We start from the raw sequence: 16082 nt of genomic DNA, 5'->3' as shown, positions 1-16082 counted from the left end.
AACACATGCGCACCACCACCCGAAAAAAGCTGGGAGCAGCGGTTATCGCTGTCGCCGCCACCCTCGGCGGACTCACGGTCGCGGCCGGCGCACCGGCCCAGGCCCTGCCGATCGCCGCCCCGATCCGCGCCGCCCAGCCCGGCCTGGGCGACCTGCAGTCCCAACTGCAGCTGCTGCTCAACACCGGCGGCTCCCGCAGCGACCGCGCCAACCAGCTCGAAGCGGGTGAAGCCGGACTGCCACTGCTCGACCAGATCGGCGGTGTCATGAACACCGTGCCCAGCCTCGAGTGGAACCTCGCCGGACCCGTCAGCACCAACGGCGACACCACCACCGCCAACCTCCAGGTCAGCGTCGCCGGCTACGGCACCTTCCCGAACATCGAACTGACCTGGCGCGAAATCGACGGCACCTGGAAGCTCACCAAGGACTCCGAGTGCACCATCGCCTACTACGCCGGCCTCGGCTGCACCATCTGACAACGCGTAATCGGCAGCGCCACAACGGCGCCCGGCAATGCCGTGCAGGCCCCGGAGCAACCGCTCCGGGGCCTTTCGCGTAACGGTCAGGCCGGGGCGGCTTCCAGGCGCCAGCCCGCGGCGCGGGTGCGTTCGTTCCAGAACGCGGCGTAGCGGCCGTCGAGGGCCAGGAGCTCATCGTGCGTGCCGCGTTCGACGATGCGGCCCGCCTCCATGAACAGGATCTGATCGGCGTGCGCGATGGTGGCCAGACGATGCGCCACCACGATGACCGTGCGGTCCCGGGTCAACTCGTGAATGCCACGGACCACCACAGCCTCGCTCTGCGGATCGAGGGCGCTGGTGGCCTCGTCGAGCAGCACCACCGGCGCATCCTTGAGCAAGGCGCGGGCGATCGACACTCGTTGCCGCTCACCGCCGGACAAGCCGGCGCCGCCCTCACCGACCAGGGTGTCCCAGCCTTCCGGGAGACGCTCGGCGATCTCGTCGACCCGCGCCGCGGCGGCCGCGCGCCGCACCTCCGCATCGGTGGCATCGGGGCGACCGGCGCGAATGTTCTCCAGCACCGAGCGATTGAACAGATAGACATTCTGGAACACCAGCGACACCTGACCCAGCAGGGTCGGCGACGGCTGCTCGCGAACATCATTGCCGGACACCAGCACCCGGCCCGCACCCACATCGTGGAAACGCGCCGCCAACCGCAGCACCGTCGACTTACCGGCGCCGCTCGGACCCACGATCGCGGTGGTGGTGCCCGCCGGAACGGTGAACGACAGCTCCGACAGCACCTCGTCACCGGTGCTGTAGCCGAAGCTCACCTTGTCGAAGACCACCGCGGGAGCGCCCGGGGTCACCTCCGAATCCGGCTGCGGCAGCGTCGGTTCGGCCAGTAGCGCCGATACCCGATCGGCCGCCGAGGTCGCCATGCGCAGCGCGCCGCCCAACGTCGCCGCCTGCGTCAACGGCTCGATGAAGCGCGCCGAGACCGCGATCAATGCGATCGCCGCGGCCGCCGAGATGGCGCCGCCGGTCACCCAGCCGACCACCAGATACACCAGCACCAGGAACACGGCCTGCACACACAGCGAGAACACGATCAGGCCCGGCACACTCGCGAACAGCAAGCCGGACACCGCCTTCCGCTGCCGAACCAGCGCGGCATCGAGGGCCTTGTTGCCCGCGCCCACCGCGCCGAAGGACCGCAGCACCGGCTGCACCTGCGAGAACTCCAGCACTCGCGCATTGGCTTCCGCCGACGCCTCGTGCAACTGCTCATCCGCGGCCGCATACGAGCGATTCGCCCACAGATTCACCAGATACAGCACCGGCGCGGCGACGAACATGGCGAGCGAGATCCGCCAATCCACGAACAACATGCCCACCGCGACACCCAGCGGCACGATCACACCGGCCAGGATCGGGCCCAGCAGATACGCGATCAGCCGCTGCACCTCGCGCACATTGTCCACCGCGAGACGGGACAGCTCACCGGCATTGCGGGTCTCGAACCAGCCCAGCGGCAAGGCATTCAGATGATTCCCCAGGCGGGTCTGCAGGCCCTGCTGCATCCCCACACCGATGCGCAGGCCGTAAACCGCTTGGGCGAAACCGAATCCGATCACACCCGCCACCGCCGCCGCCAGGCCGATCGCCCAGCGCCACGCCGTACCGGTATCACCGTCGAACAACGCCTTCAACACCGGCACCAGCAGCACATAGGCCACGGACTGGCACAGCGCTTGCAGCACGATCGCGATCAGCAGACGCGGGATCAGTGGCGCGAATGCGCGCGGCACCAGCGCGAACACCTTGCGAATCATCGAGTTCCCTCCAACACCACGTCCAGCGCCGCCTCATTGATGTCCCACAGCCGCCGATACAGACCGTCGGCCACCAGCAGCGACTCGTGATCGCCCTGCTCGGCGAGCACACCGTTCTCCAGCACCAGGATTCGATCCACGCCGGTGATCGTGTGCAGGCGATGCGCGATCACCAGCACGGTGCGGCCCGCCACCAGCGCGGCCAGCGCATCCTGCACCGCCGCTTCGGATTCCGGGTCGGCGAAGGCGGTGGCCTCGTCCAGCACCAGCACGGGGGTGTCGGCCAGCAGTGTGCGCGCGATCGAAAGCCGCTGCGCCTCACCGCCGGACAGCGTGGCATCCACGCCGATCTCCGAGTCGTAACCACGCGGCAGGGCCACGATGCGATCGTGGATCTGGGCCGCGCGGGCCGCGCGCTCCAGCGCCGCATCGTCGGCGTCGGGACGCGCCAGCAGCAGGTTCTCGCGGATGCTGCCACGGATCAGCCGGACATCCTGGAAGACGAAGCCGACCCTCTTGTACAACTCGGCGGTCGGGAAATCACGAATATCGCGGCCGCCGATGGTGATCCGGCCCGCATTCACGTCATAGAAGCGCGGCAGCAGCTTGGCCAGCGTCGACTTGCCGGAACCACTCGGACCGACCAGCGCGGTGAGGGTGCCGGGCGCCAACTCCAGATCGACGCCGCGCAGCACCTCGTGGCCGGCGCGGTAGCCGAAGGTGACGGCCTCGAAGCGGACCGTCCCGGCGGGCACACCGGCCACGCCGACAGCAGCGACTGCCGGGGCGGCGGCGGATGCAGCTGTCGCGGCAACACGATCGGCGGAGACATCCGCCATGTCCGCGGTGGCAGACGCTTCGGATTCCGGGGCGCCGGAGGGCAATTCGGGGGTTTGTACGAGTTCGTGCAGGCGCAGGGCCGCGTCACCCGCGGTGCGAAGTGCTTGCCCGGCATAGCCGAGACCCATGAGCGAGCTGCCCAGACCCAGGCCGACCAGCAGGAACGGCAGTACGTCGAGGGGCTCGATCCAGCCCGCGCCGACACAGCCCAGGCCGGCCAGCACCACCAGGAGCAGTACGAAGACCGGGGACAGCGCGGCATCCGAGAGCGATTGCACGCGGATGTACGGTTCCTTGAAGCGGCGCAGGCTCTCGGTCTGATGCTCGACCGCGTCCTGGAAGTCGGTGTGCGCCTTGCCGGCCCGGCCGAAGGCGCGCACCACCTGGATGCCGTCGACGAACTCGACCGTCGCTTCGCGGGTGCGCTGTTCGGAGAGGTTGTAGGCCAGAATGCGTTCGCGCCCGGCCTCATCCATCATCACGCGCATGCACAGTGCGTAGATCACCAACGGCACCAACAGGACCAGGGCCAGCCGCCAGTCCACGGTGAACAGGTAGACGAGCGTCACCAGCGGGATGGTCACGCCGCCGACGAAATCCAGGCGGGCGTGCGCGACCAGATAATGCAGGGCATCCACATCGTCGTGCAGATACTTCTTCACCTCGGACGAGGTGCGAACACCGAACCAGCCCAGCGGAACCCGGGTCAGCTTCTCCGCCAGCAAGCGGCGCAGGGTCAGCTGATAACCCGCGTCCACGGTGTGCGTCCAGGTCAGTACCGCGGCCTGCAGGATCGCGCGGGCGACCAGCACCAGCACCGCGATCAGCAGCAGCCGCCACACCTTGCCGGTGTCCACCGGGGAGTGCAGCAGTTCCCGGCACGCGGACACGATGAGCAGGAAGGGCACCACGGCGCACACCGACGCGACCGCGTAGATCAGGCTCGCCAGGGACAGCACGCCGGCCACCGGCGCCATGATCTCCTTGCGTGCGGCGGCCTCCCGCTGCTTGCGTTGCTTCGCCTCCGCCTTCGGCGGCGCGACCTCGACCGTCATCAGTTCTGTTCCTCCACCCTCATCGGAATCGCCTCATCCTCACACAAAGAACGCCGACTTGATAGGTTAGGCTAACTTTCACTGGATGCCCAGAAACCCGCCACACCACCCCGGCTAGGGTCTTCTCGGTGAGACGCAGGCAGAAACCGCCGCTCCCCAAGCGGCACGGGCTGGACCCGGCCCGGTTGCGGCTGCCCGAGGAGGGCGACTGGACGACCATCCGGGACCACCTCGTCGAACGACTGCCCCGCGTCGCTCCGGGCCGCATCGACGAACTACTCCGCGAGGGCGGCATCGTCGACCTGGACGGGCCCATCGCCCCGGACGCGCCCTACGTCCCAGGCGGGGCGGTGTGGTTCCACCGCGACCTCCCGACGGAAACCGAGGTGCCGTTCCCCATCGGCATCGTCTACCGCGACGACGACATTCTGGTGGCGGACAAACCGCACTTCCTGTCGACCATCCCGCGCGGACAGCACATTCTGCAGACCGCGCTGGTGAAGCTGCGGCGCGAACTCGACCTGCCGGATCTGATTCCGGCGCATCGGCTCGACCGGGTGACCGCTGGGCTGGTCCTGTTCGTGGTGAATCCCGAACGCCGCGGCGCGTACCAGACCATGTTCCACAAACGGCTGGTGCACAAGGAATATCGGGCCATCGCCCGCGTCGATCCGGCGCTCGAACTGCCGCGCACGGTGATCAGCCGGATCGTCAAGGAACGCCAGGTGATCAAGGCCTACGAGACCGACGGCGAACCCAATGCCGAGACGCATATCGAACTGCTCGAGCAGCGCGACGGACTCGGCCGATATCTACTACGGCCGCGCACCGGGCGCACGCACCAACTCCGACTGCATATGAACAGCCTCGGCATCCCGATCCTCGGCGACGACTTCTATCCCGAACTCACCGACAAACCGGTCGACGACTACACCCGGCCACTGCAACTCCTGGCGTCGACGCTGGAATTCACCGATCCGATCACCCGGGAACCGCGGCGCTTCGACACCACCCGGACCTTGCAGGCTTGGGACGATTTCGACGGCTGGACGCGCGGAAATCAGCGGGCTTGACCACATTCGAAGACCATTCTTAGATTCCAGGCGTACGCTGGCCGCAATGTCTCAGAACGATAACGGTGAGGTCGCCGTACTCCCGGCCCCCGCCCCGATCCCCGGCCGCAAACTCCACGCATACGTCGACGTGGCCGTAGTAGTGATCGTTTTGACCTGCACCAACCTCATCGCCCACTTCACCACGTCCTGGGCCAGCATCATCACCGTCCCGATAGCCGCGGTGGTGCTGGTGGCCATGGTCCGCCGCCGCGGACTCGGCTGGTCGGAACTGGGCCTCTCGCCACGACACTGGCGACGCGGCACCCTCTGGGCGGTCGCGGCGGTCGGCGTGGTGCTGGGCGCGGTGGCCATCGGAGCATTGCTGCCGATCACCCGGCCCTTCTTCCTGAACGACCGGTACGCCACCATTTCGGGTGCGCTCATCGCATCCATGATCGTCATTCCGCTGCAGACCGCGATCCCGGAGGAACTCGCCTTCCGCGGCGTACTGCACGGGACCCTGGACCGGGCGGTCGGAGCGCGCGGACTGTTCGCGGCCGGATCGATGCTCTTCGGGCTCTGGCATGTGGCCTCCTCGCTGGGACTGACCAACGGGAACAAGGGACTGTCCGGATTCCTCGGCAGCGGTCTCGAGGGCCAGGTGCTCGGCATCGGCGGCGCGGTGCTGGCCACCGCCGCGGCCGGCGTCGTCTTCACCTGGTTGCGGCGGCGCAGCGGAAGTCTGCTCGCACCCATCGCACTGCATTGGTCACTGAACGGCGCGGGCGCGCTGGCCGCGGCCATCGTCTGGCATACCGCCCTGCGCTGACCGGCGGGCGCACCCGCCGGGGCAAAGCTCCGCCGCGGCAAAGCAAACCGGGCCCGCCGCCCTCGAAAGGGAAGCGGGCCCGGCTCGTTCGGACCACATTGTCCGTGCAGGTCAGCGGCGTGCCGTCCCCCGTTCCGGATCCAGGCGCGCCCACTCGGAATCCAGGTCCACCTCGCGGGCATCCCCGCCGTGACCCGGCCACCAGGCCTTACGGCCGATCAAGGCCGTCACCGCCGGCGTGAAGAACATCGCCATGACGAAGGCCGCGATCGCGATGCCCACCGAGATGGCGAAGCCCATCTGCGACATCATGTCGTTGCCCGACAACATCATCGAGGCGAAGGTACCCGCCAGGATGACACCGGCCGCCGCCACCGTCGGACCCGTGTGCCGCAGCGCCAGCGCGGCCGCCTGATGCGGATCCTTACCCTCCCGGGCCTCCTCACGCAGCCGGGCCACCATGAGGATGTTGTAGTCGGTGCCCAGCGCCACCACGAACAGGTACATGATCAGCGGCAACATGAAGATCAGGCCCGAATCGCCCCGCAGATGCTGGAAGACCAGCACCGCCGCACCCAGCGTCGCCGCGAAACCGAGGAACACCGACGCCATCAGATACCAGGGCGCCACGAAGCTACGCAGCAACAGCGCCAGCACGATCATGATCAGTACCGCGGCCACCGGGAACACCACCATGTAATCGCGGTTCATGGCGGCCTGGAAGTCGACGAACACCGAGGTCATACCGCCCACGTAGGCCTTGTCCCCGGCCGGCGCCGCCGCATGCGCGGCATCGCGGAGCGGACCCTTCACCGTCTTCAGCGCGGCATCCGACTCGGGCGAATCCGAAAGTGTCACCTGGTATTCGGCGATGGTCTTGTCATCGGACAGCTTCGCCTCCGAGACCTGACCCACGCCCTTCACCGCCAGCGCGGACTTGAAGTTGTCCGTCTCGGCCGTGGTCAGCGGGCCGTTCCCACTCTGCAGGTACACCTGCGACGGCTGCGTGGTGCCCGCGGGCATGCCCTTGAGCAATTCCTTCTGGTACACAACCGATTCCGAGGCATTCGAGGTCGAGCTCGAAGTCATATCGAAGGTCGGGTGGAAGTTCAGCGCGAAGATGCCCAGGATCAGCAGCACACCACCGGACACCGCCGCGAACACACCGGGCCGCCTGCCCAGCGCCGCACCCGCCGCTCCGAAACGCGCGCCCGTGGGCTCTTTCTGCCAGGCCTTCGAAGGCCAGAACACCTTGGTGCCCAACAGGGAAACAATGGCCGGCACCAGGGTCAGACCCGCCAGCAGCGTCACCGCCACCGCGATCGCCAGCGCCGGACCGAGCGATCGGTACATGCCCAGCGTCGACAGGGTCAGGGCGCCGAAGGCGATGATGACCGCGGCCGCCGCCGAAGTAATGGCCTCACCGACCCGGGCGACCGAGCTGACCATGGCGGTCTTGGGATCCTCACCCGCTCGCAGCCGCTCCCGATAACGGAACATCAGGAACAGGATGTAGTCGGTGCCGACCCCGAACAACACCACCGACAACAAGGTCTGGACCGAGGAATCGATCTTCAGATCGAAGGCGTGCGACACGTCCGCCACCAATCCGCCGACCAGCATGAAGACACCCACGATCACGATGATCGGGAGCAGCGCCAGCACCGGACTGCGGAATATGAGCAACAACAGCACCAGAATCAGGCCGATGGTCGCGAACATGATGATGGCCAGCGCCTTGTTACCGGATTCGGTCTGATCCAGCGTCTGCGCGGCCGTGCCGGTGACACCGGCCTTCAATCCGGTGCCGTTCACATCCTGCTTCAACGCGGTACGCAGGGCCTTCACGGCATCGGACTGCCTGGTGTCGCTGGGGTTGGTCACCTTGGTCATATCGACCGCGGCGATCTGGACCAGCCGGTTCTCCGAAGGGGGCGTCGCCTGGATCGCGGTGACATCCTTGATGTTCTGCCCGGCGAGCTGATTTGCCGCGTTCACGATGGTCGCGGAATCGGTCTCGGTCAGCGGTGCGCCGTCGGCGCGTTCGAAGACGATGAGCGCGGCGGGCGTGGTGCTGTTGGGAAACGCCTTCTGCTGCAGGTCCATCGCCTGGATGGACTCGTAATGCGAAGGCAGGAAGTCGGATTGGTCAGTGGTGGCGGTGAGCTTGGGCGCTGTCGCGACCACTGCGACGATGGCGATCAACCAGGCGGCGATCACCAGCCACGGGAATCGGACGACGAAGCGCCCCAATCGGGAGAACATGGCGGGAGAAGTCCTTTCAGGGTTTCGGCCGCGCTATTCAGATATCGAGGAATTGCGTTGATGGGTTCTCCACCGCATCGGCGACGATGCGGTAGACCTTGGCGGGAATCCGGTCGCGCAGTTCGTCCAGGGAGTCGACGATTTCCAGCGTGAAGTCGCCGGATCCGTCCTCACCGAGGCCGAACATCTCGCGCCAGTCCTTGAAACCCTTGGCCCAGTGCGTGAATACGGAGAAGTCCGAGCTGGTCGAGGCGCGGCGGGCGATCAGGAATTCGTCCTTCTTCTCCTGATAGGCCTGCTTGGTGGAGGCGGTGAAGTCGGCCCACTCCACGATGTGGCGGTGAATGACCAGCTTGCCCTTGCGGCTCTGATACACCCGGACCACTTCGGCGCCTTCGGGATTGAAGCGCTGCGACTCGCCGAGCTCCTTGCCGATGAAACGCTGGACGCGGTGGCCGGCGGGGCCGACGCGGACCTGGATCTCCTTCATGCCTTCGGGCAGTGCGTCCTGCACCAGCGCGGTGGTGGGCCGTGCGTCGTCCTCGCCGGGGTTCTGGATGTCGTCCATGACGTGCTCCAATTCATATTCGAATGCGCATATAGGCATGCGTGTACAGCACGGGTCTCTGGCTGATGATCAGCTGTGCCGCAATGGTTTTCGTGGTTCAGGGCGCTCGATGCCACCCATGAGAAGACTATAAGTAGACGTATACGTATAGCGCAACCCCGAGAACACCCTGAATTCCCCCTGAAACGCGAAAGGCCCGCCTCCACCTGGAGACGGACCCACGTGACCAGCCCGGATACGCCCGAAGACGGACCGGTATGCGACTAGCGGCCGCGTCGCTTACCCGGCTTCTTCGCCGCGCCCTGACGCGCCGCAGGCTTGCCGCCCTGCTTCGCCGCCGGCTTCCCGGACTGCTTGCGCACCGGCTGCTTCGCACTCCGCTCCGGCGTACGAGCAGCCTGCGGCGCCCGCGAACTGTTCGCCGAACGCCCGCGCACCACCCCGACGAACTCCTCCACCAGCTCGGTGGTCCGCGCCACCGGCCAGGCCAGTGCGATCTCCGTCTCCGGGACATCGGTCATGGTCCGATAGACCAGATCCTTGCGGTGATGCAGGCGCGCGATCGAATGCGGCACGATGGCCGCGCCGCTCACCGCCGCCACCAACTCCATGGTCATGGCCGCCGCATCCAGATCGGCGGCATCCTGCATCCGCTCATCTGCCAGATCGGCAGTACTCACCTGGTCGAACAGGGAGATCGGGTGATCCTTCGGCACCACCACGACCGGCACCTCACGATAGAGCGGGATGGCGTTCATCCCCTCGCGGTCCATGGGCAGGCGCACGAAACACATGTCCACCCGGCCCTCGCGCAGCGCCGACTCCTGTTCCGCCATCGGCACATTCACCAGATGCAGCCGGATATCCGGGAAACGATCGGCCCAGATCCGCTCCCACTTGGTGACCGTGACACCCGGCACGAAACCCACGCGCAGCCGCTCGGCGCCATCATCGACGGGTTCGGGTTCCGCCGCCTCCGCCGCGGCGATCAGATCCTTCGCCGCGGCCAGCAGCTCCCGGCCGGACTCCGCCAGCTCCGTCGGCTGCGAACCCGGCACGAACAACTTCGTACCGAGCTCCTCCTCCAGTTCGATGACCGTCCGGCTCAGCCGCTGCCGCGCAATACCCAGGTCACGGGCCGCCCGCGCGAAGTGCAATTCCTCCGCAACCGCGACGAACCAGCGCAGACGCTGCACCTCGATCGCCGCGAACCGGCCGGATACCGCCTCACCCGGCGCGGGCACCGCCTCGCCGCCGATACCGCTCGCCGTGTCTTCCGGGCCCTGACCGCTCATGTCCCCAGGTTATTGCACCGCGCGGTCCGTCCTGCCCACCCCGCCCGATACCCTTGATCGGTGAGCCCGGACAAGAACCCCCAGAACATGAAGCCGCTGACCGCGGCCGGCAAGCTCGATATCTACCTCCCGGCAACCCCCGAGGAATTCCGGAACTCACCCATCACCCGCGCCCAGCTCGAGGAACTGCGCACCAACCCGCCGCAATGGCTGCAGGACCTGCGCCAGAACGGCCCCTTCCCCCGTGATGTGGTGGCCCGCAAACTCGGCATCACCAACACCGGCCTGGCCCGCAACGGCATCGGCGACGCCCTCACCGCCGCCGAAATCGACGGCCTCCTCGCCGACCCGCCCGAATGGCTGCTCCGCGAACGCGAAAACCTGGTCAACGTCCGCAAGGAAGCCGACCGCGTCAAGGAAAAGGAAGCCGCCCGCCGCGCAGCCACCAACCGGCCCGCCAAAAACCGGTTCGGCAAGTAGTACTCAACCGGCATCAGTGCCGAGTGGCACACCAGGTTCGCGAATCGCGAGAAGCCTTGTCCGTCATGTGCCACTCGGCGGCATAGACCCAGGGTGACGGCGGGTCAGAGGCGGCGGAGGATTCTGTCTACGAAGTCCGGGGCCGCGCCGAGGTAGTTTTCGGGGCGGAGCAGGTCATGCAGCTCCGGCTTGGTGAGATGGGTTGCTACGTCGGGGGATTCGGCGAGAACGTCGACCAGGGGGCGGTTGGTCGCGTGGGATTCGAAGGATGCGGCTTGGAGGGTCTTCTTCGCGGTCGGTTTGCCGAGCAGGGGGGCCAGGCGGATCGAGAGGCGTTCGGAGACCAGTTGGCCTTCGGTGAGCGCCAGGTTCTCGCGCATACGGTCGGCATCGGCGGTCAGGCCCTCGGCGAGTTCGACGGCGGTGTGGGCGGCGCCGCCCACCAGGAGCAGGCAATCGCGCAGCGGCTGCCACTCCGCGTGCCAGGCGCCGGCGGGGCGCTCGTCCTCCGCCACCAGTGCACCGAACAGCGTGCAGGCCAAGGCCGGAACCTGCAGTGAGGCAGCGCGGATCATGGTGCTGAGCACCGGATTCCGCTTCTGCGGCATGGCCGAGGACTCGCCGCGACCGGGTGCCGCAGGCTCCGCCAGCTCGGCAATCTCGGTGCGGGACTGGGAGATCACATCCACCGCCAGCTTGCCGAGCACACCCGAGGTGAGCGCCAGCGCGGAGGCGAGGTCCGCGATCGGGGTGCGGATCGTATGCCACGGCGTGGCGCTCACCGACAATGACAGTTCCGCCGCGAATCCGGCCGTGAGACGCTCCATGATCTCACCGGTGGACGCCTCGGACAGCTCCGACTCCGCGCAGCGCGCACATTCGATGTACGAGGCCAGAGTGCCTGCGGCCCCGCCCAGTTGGACCGGCAGACCCGCACGCACCCGCACCAGGCGATCCCGGGCGTCGAGCAGGCCCTGCATCCACACCGCGACCTTCGCGCCGAAGGTCGTCGGCACCGCGTGCATGGCGAGGGTCCGGGCCGCGATGGGTGTGGTGCGATGCCGCCGGGCCAGCTCGGCCAGGGAAACGGTGACATGCTCCAGATCGTCGATGATCACGCCCAGCACACGGGAGGCGATGACCATGGTCGCCGTATCCAGGATGTCCTGGCTCGTCGACCCGTAATGGACATAGTTGGCGCTCACCGGATCGACCTCGGCGACCGCCACGTGCAGTTCCTCCACGAAGCTCACCACAGGATTGGCCGCACCCCGCGAGGCCCGCGCCAGCGCCCGAGCATCGAAGGCGTGCTCGCGCAGCGCCTCCGCCATGTGCTCCACGACGCCGGCGGGCACCATGCCCAGCCCGGCCTCCGCGCGGGCCAGTGCCAGCTCCACATCGGACATGGCCGCGATCCAGGCGTCATCGCTCAGCAGGGATTCCACCGGCGCACCGACACGCACCGGAGCGAACAGACCGCTGTCGTGTGTCATATCGTCCTGTCTTTCCGTGGAATTCGCCGCCGGCTCGTAGCGGTGGGCGGTGAGGATCTCGCGGGCGATGGCATCACCGTCCGCGAGGGTAACCGAATTGACACCCGGGCGCGGACCGGCCGCCGTCACCCAGCGCACCGCCTCCGTCGGCACGCCGAATGCGTAGCGGCGCGGGTGGATTCGATTGCCGGCGTCCACCAGGTGATGGGATCGCGGGGCGATGGTGAGCCCGCCGGTGACATACGCGGTGCCGTCGGGCGAACGGATCTCGTAACCGTGCACCTGCCCCCGGTCGAACAGGTTGCGCAGCAGGCGATCCGAGGTGCGGCGCAGATCCGGCGCCGGGAGGAACGCGTCGACGAGGACACCGCTCATGGCGCGGGAACCGTCCACGCGCGGTGACTCCGCGGTGAAGCAACCGAGTTCGGCATCCACGCCGACCCGCATGCCGGGACCCACGATGCGCACGATGCCGGCGCGGATCAGGGCCGCCAGCTCGGCGATGCGCTGCGCGGGCGGGCCGATGGACAGGAAGGCGTTCATCGGCGTGTACCAGCGATCCAGATCGTCCCGATACGACGACCCGGCGATACCGCCGTGATCGACCACCAGCCGGACCTCGTTGCGCAGGTCACGCAGGACATCCAGGGCCGCCTTCACCGGTCCGTGCAGATTACCCAGATTCGCTTGGCGCACATCGGCGTCCAGATAGTCGAGCAGCCATTCCTGGAAGGCGGCCGGATCGGAGAAGCGGCGGCCACGGGCCGGATCGGTGAGCGTCTCCCAGTCCCAGCGCTGCTGAATACCGCTCGCGGACAAGATCTCCTCGGTGACGCGGGCGGTGGGGGCGGCCAGATACAGCTCGCGGAAAACCCCCAAGGCGCGCGGGCTGGTGCGTTCGGCGATGAGGGCCGAGTAGTACACCGATTCGACCTCGCGCGCGATCAGCGGCCACACATCGTCCCGGAAGGACACGTCACCGTATTCCCTTGCGCGCCGCTGCAATCCGGCGATCCGCGCGGGTGTCAGCAGCAGCGGCGTGTGCCGGCCGTCCACGCCCTTCTGGTTCTCGCCGCGCGCGTGATGCGGGACGCCGCGGCGGCAGCCGGCGATCATCAGGGGTTCCCGGCCGGACGCGACATACTCCAGGCCACAATCGGATTCCTTGAAGCGGCCGCCGCGGCCGACCGTCAGCAGGACGAGATAGTCGAAGAAGGTGAGGCCCAGACCGCGCATCAGGACCGGCAGCCGCTCCGGAATCCGGTCCACGTCGATATCGGCGGCATTGCCGGGCGGAATGTGCGCGAGGCCGGAGCGGCGGGCCGAATCCGGCAGGGAGCCGGGCTCCACGGGCGGGGTCTCCCCCAGGTGCCCCTGGGTCAGGACGATCGCGTGCAGGCCGCGTATCCATTCCCCCGTGCTCAGGTGCAGGTCCTGCAGGCCGGTCGGACCGTCGCGCACATCCACTGCCGTAGCCACGATTTCGCGGATATGCACCCATTCCGCGTATCGGTCCCGGGTTCTTTCGAAAGCCCAGCGCAGATAATGGCCGTAGTAGTAGCGCGGCGGATAGGTGTCCGGCCGGATACCGAGGGCCTCCTGGTAGGCGGATCCGGGGAGTCCGGCGAAATTGCCGATCTTGGTAAGGAAATCCGACCATTCGTATAAACTCGGCCCGCGATCCACGGGCCCGGCCATTTCCACCGTATCGTCGGTGAATATGGTGACCTGCTCCGCGACAGTGTTCATCAGCAGGTGAGGCGACTGATCGGTCCGCCAGACCGCTCCGGTGCCGACCCTCTTCGCGTCGAGCAGAATCAGCTCCACGCCCGCGGTGAATCCCAGTTGCCGGGCATTGGCGCAAATACGTTCGAAAACATTGAGGCCACGAGGACCCATACCTACGACGGCGACGCGCAACACATTGTCGAGCATTCAATTTCACCGATCGAGCTCGAATCAGTTCGCCCGATTGCGAACGCGATGCCGAGGCTAGCAGCGCCCCGAATTCTCCTCAAGAACGCGTGGTATGGAATGCCTCGTTTACCCGAAAGGTCGGTAACTCCGGTACAACCGGCGCACGCCGCTCCAGCACCGCCGACACCACGGCCACCCCCAATGCCGAAACCGCCAGCGCCACACCGACCCAATTCGCCGACGTGTACCCGTAGCCGGCCGAGATCACCAGCCCACCCAGCCACGCCGCGATCGCATTCCCCAGATTGAACGCCCCGATATTCATGGCCGAAGCCAGCGTCGGCGCCGCATGCGCCTCATCCAGCACCCGCTTCTGCAGCGACGGAACCGTCGCGAAACCCAGCGCGCCGATCAGGAAGATCGTCACCGCGGCAAGGACTTTGCTGTGCGCGGTCACCGTGAACAGGCCCAGCGCCACCGCCAGCACACTCAGCGAGACATACAGCATGAGCATCGGGGCGCGGTCGGCGAACTTGCCGCCCACCAGATTCCCCAGCACCATACCCAAGCCGAACAACACCAGCAGCCACGTCACCGAACCCGACGAGAAACCCGCGACCTCGGTCATCATCGGCGCGATATAGGTAATGGCCGCGAACACGCCACCGAAACCCAGCACCGTCATGAGCATGGCCAGCGACACCTGAATGTTCTTGAACGCGGCCAATTCATGACGCAGATGCACGCCCTCCGGCTTCGGCACCTCCGGCACCAGCTTCGCGACCCCGAGCAGACCCGCCACCCCCAGCGCGGCCACCAGCGCGAAAGTGACACGCCAGCCCAGACTTTCGCCCACGAACGTACCCAGCGGCACACCCACCACATTCGCCACCGTCAAACCGGTGAACATGTACGCGAGCGCCGCTGCTTTCTTGTCCGGGGCCACCAACTCGGCGGCGACGACCGAGCCGATGCCGAAGAACGCGCCGTGCGTGAACGACGCCACCACCCGGCCCAGCAGCATGACCCCGAAGACCGGAGCCACCGCGGACAGCAGGTTGCCGGCAATGAACACGCCCATCAGCAGCAGGAGCATGCGCTTGCGGGGCACCTTGGTGCCGAGCACGGTCATGATCGGCGCACCGATCACCACACCCAGCGCATACCCGGTCACCAGCCAGCCGGCGGTCGGGATGGAGACGCCGAAATCACCCGCGACCTGCGGCAACACCCCCATGATGACGAATTCTGTGGTTCCGATTCCGAACGCCCCGATGGCGAGGGCGAGCAGCGCGAGCGGCATGAGAGCACCTTCCGAACGATTGCACGAGCGCTTACTTGCAGACACAATAGTTGCAGACGCGCGTTACTTGCAAGCGCGGGCTATCTCGAAGGTGGGCTATTCTGTTGAGCACCGCCTGGACCAGAGCAAACGCCCCGGAGAACAGCCATGACAGCCACCGACCCTGCCCTCACCGCCCTCGCCCAAGGCTGGTGCGCACTGTCCCTGCTGCACGGCAAGATCGAAAGCCACATCGAACGCGCCCTGCAATCCCGGCACCAGCTCAGCGTCCGCGAATACTCCCTGCTCGACGTCCTCTCCCGGCAACACGACGGCGACGGCGGGCACCTGCAGATGAAACAGGTCGCCGACGCGGTGGTACTCAGCCAGAGCGCCACCACCCGACTCGTCACCCGCCTCGAAGACCGCGGGCTGCTCGAGCGCTACCTCTGCCCCACCGACCGCCGCGGCATCTACACCAATGTCACCCCCAGCGGGCGCGAACTCCTCGAAACCGCCCGGCCCACCAACGATTCCGCGCTCCGCGAAGCCCTCGACGAGGCGGCGACCGATCCGGAGCTCGCGCCACTCGTCCGCGTCGTCGAGAACCTGCGCATACCCGCCTGACGACACCGCAGGCCCGCCTCCGACCGGGAAGCGGGCCTGCGGTTTCCGGCCGATCAGCGCGGCCCCGGCAACAG

At 67.2% G+C, this 16082-nt stretch carries 12 protein-coding genes; 5 read left to right on the top strand and 7 right to left on the bottom strand.

Annotated elements, in window-relative coordinates; all coding sequences use genetic code 11:
- The first annotated feature begins 5 nt into the window (after window positions 1-5).
- Window positions 6-479 carry a hypothetical protein gene (locus ACIP5Y_RS42875; RefSeq protein ID WP_400359152.1) on the top strand — a complete coding sequence of 158 codons (474 nt, stop codon included), beginning with the start codon at window positions 6-8 and terminating at the stop codon, window positions 477-479.
- 86 nt (window positions 480-565) lie between these two features.
- Here the strand turns inward: ACIP5Y_RS42875 and ACIP5Y_RS42870 are convergent, their stop codons facing one another.
- Both ACIP5Y_RS42870 and ACIP5Y_RS42865 read right to left on the bottom strand, forming a co-directional pair.
- Window positions 566-2302: an ABC transporter ATP-binding protein gene (locus tag ACIP5Y_RS42870; protein ID WP_400359150.1), complete on the bottom strand. Its 1737-nt coding sequence runs from the start codon at window positions 2300-2302 to the stop codon at window positions 566-568.
- Window positions 2299-4197: an ABC transporter ATP-binding protein gene (locus tag ACIP5Y_RS42865; RefSeq protein WP_400359148.1), complete on the bottom strand. Its 1899-nt coding sequence runs from the start codon at window positions 4195-4197 to the stop codon at window positions 2299-2301. The genes ACIP5Y_RS42870 and ACIP5Y_RS42865 overlap by 4 nt, the downstream gene beginning before the upstream one ends.
- Before the next feature lie 128 nt (window positions 4198-4325).
- Here ACIP5Y_RS42865 and ACIP5Y_RS42860 point away from each other — a divergent pair, with 128 nt between their 5' ends.
- Together ACIP5Y_RS42860 and ACIP5Y_RS42855 are read left to right on the top strand one after the other, a co-directional pair.
- Window positions 4326-5270: an RluA family pseudouridine synthase gene (locus tag ACIP5Y_RS42860; protein ID WP_400359147.1), complete on the top strand. Its 945-nt coding sequence runs from the start codon at window positions 4326-4328 to the stop codon at window positions 5268-5270.
- Between the two features lie 46 nt (window positions 5271-5316).
- Window positions 5317-6081, top strand: a complete 765-nt coding sequence (locus ACIP5Y_RS42855; RefSeq protein ID WP_400359145.1) for a lysostaphin resistance A-like protein — start codon at window positions 5317-5319, stop codon at window positions 6079-6081.
- Between the two features lie 111 nt (window positions 6082-6192).
- Here the strand turns inward: ACIP5Y_RS42855 and ACIP5Y_RS42850 are convergent, their stop codons facing one another.
- From ACIP5Y_RS42850 to ACIP5Y_RS42840, 3 genes are all read right to left on the bottom strand, one after another.
- Entirely contained in the window at window positions 6193-8346 is a 2154-nt protein-coding gene (locus ACIP5Y_RS42850; protein WP_400359143.1) for an MMPL family transporter, read from the bottom strand.
- Between the two features lie 37 nt (window positions 8347-8383).
- Window positions 8384-8914, bottom strand: a complete 531-nt coding sequence (locus ACIP5Y_RS42845) for an EXLDI protein (RefSeq protein ID WP_400359141.1) — start codon at window positions 8912-8914, stop codon at window positions 8384-8386.
- Window positions 8915-9177: 263 nt separating this feature from the next.
- Window positions 9178-10209: a LysR family transcriptional regulator gene (locus ACIP5Y_RS42840; RefSeq protein ID WP_400359139.1), complete on the bottom strand. Its 1032-nt coding sequence runs from the start codon at window positions 10207-10209 to the stop codon at window positions 9178-9180.
- Window positions 10210-10269: 60 nt separating this feature from the next.
- On the opposite strand from ACIP5Y_RS42840, the gene ACIP5Y_RS42835 reads away from it, so the two are divergent.
- A complete protein-coding gene (locus ACIP5Y_RS42835) occupies window positions 10270-10689 on the top strand; it encodes a DUF5997 family protein (RefSeq protein ID WP_400359137.1) in 420 nt (139 codons plus the stop codon).
- A 104-nt stretch (window positions 10690-10793) separates the two neighbouring features.
- On the opposite strand, the gene ACIP5Y_RS42830 is transcribed toward ACIP5Y_RS42835, so the two are convergent.
- Window positions 10794-14117 carry an FAD/NAD(P)-binding protein gene (locus ACIP5Y_RS42830; protein ID WP_400359135.1) on the bottom strand — a complete coding sequence of 1108 codons (3324 nt, stop codon included), beginning with the start codon at window positions 14115-14117 and terminating at the stop codon, window positions 10794-10796.
- Between the two features lie 79 nt (window positions 14118-14196).
- Window positions 14197-15402 (bottom strand): MFS transporter, encoded by a 1206-nt coding sequence (locus ACIP5Y_RS42825; RefSeq protein ID WP_400359133.1) that lies wholly within the window; start codon window positions 15400-15402, stop codon window positions 14197-14199.
- Window positions 15403-15549: 147 nt separating this feature from the next.
- On the opposite strand from ACIP5Y_RS42825, the gene ACIP5Y_RS42820 reads away from it, so the two are divergent.
- Window positions 15550-16008, top strand: a complete 459-nt coding sequence (locus ACIP5Y_RS42820; RefSeq protein ID WP_400359131.1) for a MarR family winged helix-turn-helix transcriptional regulator — start codon at window positions 15550-15552, stop codon at window positions 16006-16008.
- The last annotated feature ends 74 nt before the right edge of the window (window positions 16009-16082 follow it).

The sequence above is a fragment of the Nocardia sp. NPDC088792 genome, from assembly GCF_044750615.1.
In the GTDB taxonomy this organism is placed as follows: Bacteria; Actinomycetota; Actinomycetes; order Mycobacteriales; family Mycobacteriaceae; genus Nocardia.
Note: the sequence above shows the minus strand (reverse complement) of the source record. Positions and strands in the feature narration are given on the sequence as shown.

Bases quoted from the DNA above. Each gene is read 5' to 3' on its own strand.
- ACIP5Y_RS42825 (WP_400359133.1), bottom strand. From the start codon at position 15,402: ATGCCGCTCGCGCTGCTCGCCCTCGCCATCGGGGCGTTCGGAATCGGA.
- ACIP5Y_RS42855 (WP_400359145.1), top strand. From the start codon at position 5,317: ATGTCTCAGAACGATAACGGTGAGGTCGCCGTACTCCCGGCCCCCGCC.
- ACIP5Y_RS42830 (WP_400359135.1), bottom strand. From the start codon at position 14,117: ATGCTCGACAATGTGTTGCGCGTCGCCGTCGTAGGTATGGGTCCTCGT.
- ACIP5Y_RS42845 (WP_400359141.1), bottom strand. From the start codon at position 8,914: ATGGACGACATCCAGAACCCCGGCGAGGACGACGCACGGCCCACCACC.
- ACIP5Y_RS42850 (WP_400359143.1), bottom strand. From the start codon at position 8,346: ATGTTCTCCCGATTGGGGCGCTTCGTCGTCCGATTCCCGTGGCTGGTG.
- ACIP5Y_RS42820 (WP_400359131.1), top strand. From the start codon at position 15,550: ATGACAGCCACCGACCCTGCCCTCACCGCCCTCGCCCAAGGCTGGTGC.
- ACIP5Y_RS42870 (WP_400359150.1), bottom strand. From the start codon at position 2,302: ATGATTCGCAAGGTGTTCGCGCTGGTGCCGCGCGCATTCGCGCCACTG.
- ACIP5Y_RS42875 (WP_400359152.1), top strand. From the start codon at position 6: ATGCGCACCACCACCCGAAAAAAGCTGGGAGCAGCGGTTATCGCTGTC.
- ACIP5Y_RS42865 (WP_400359148.1), bottom strand. From the start codon at position 4,197: ATGACGGTCGAGGTCGCGCCGCCGAAGGCGGAGGCGAAGCAACGCAAG.
- ACIP5Y_RS42840 (WP_400359139.1), bottom strand. From the start codon at position 10,209: ATGAGCGGTCAGGGCCCGGAAGACACGGCGAGCGGTATCGGCGGCGAG.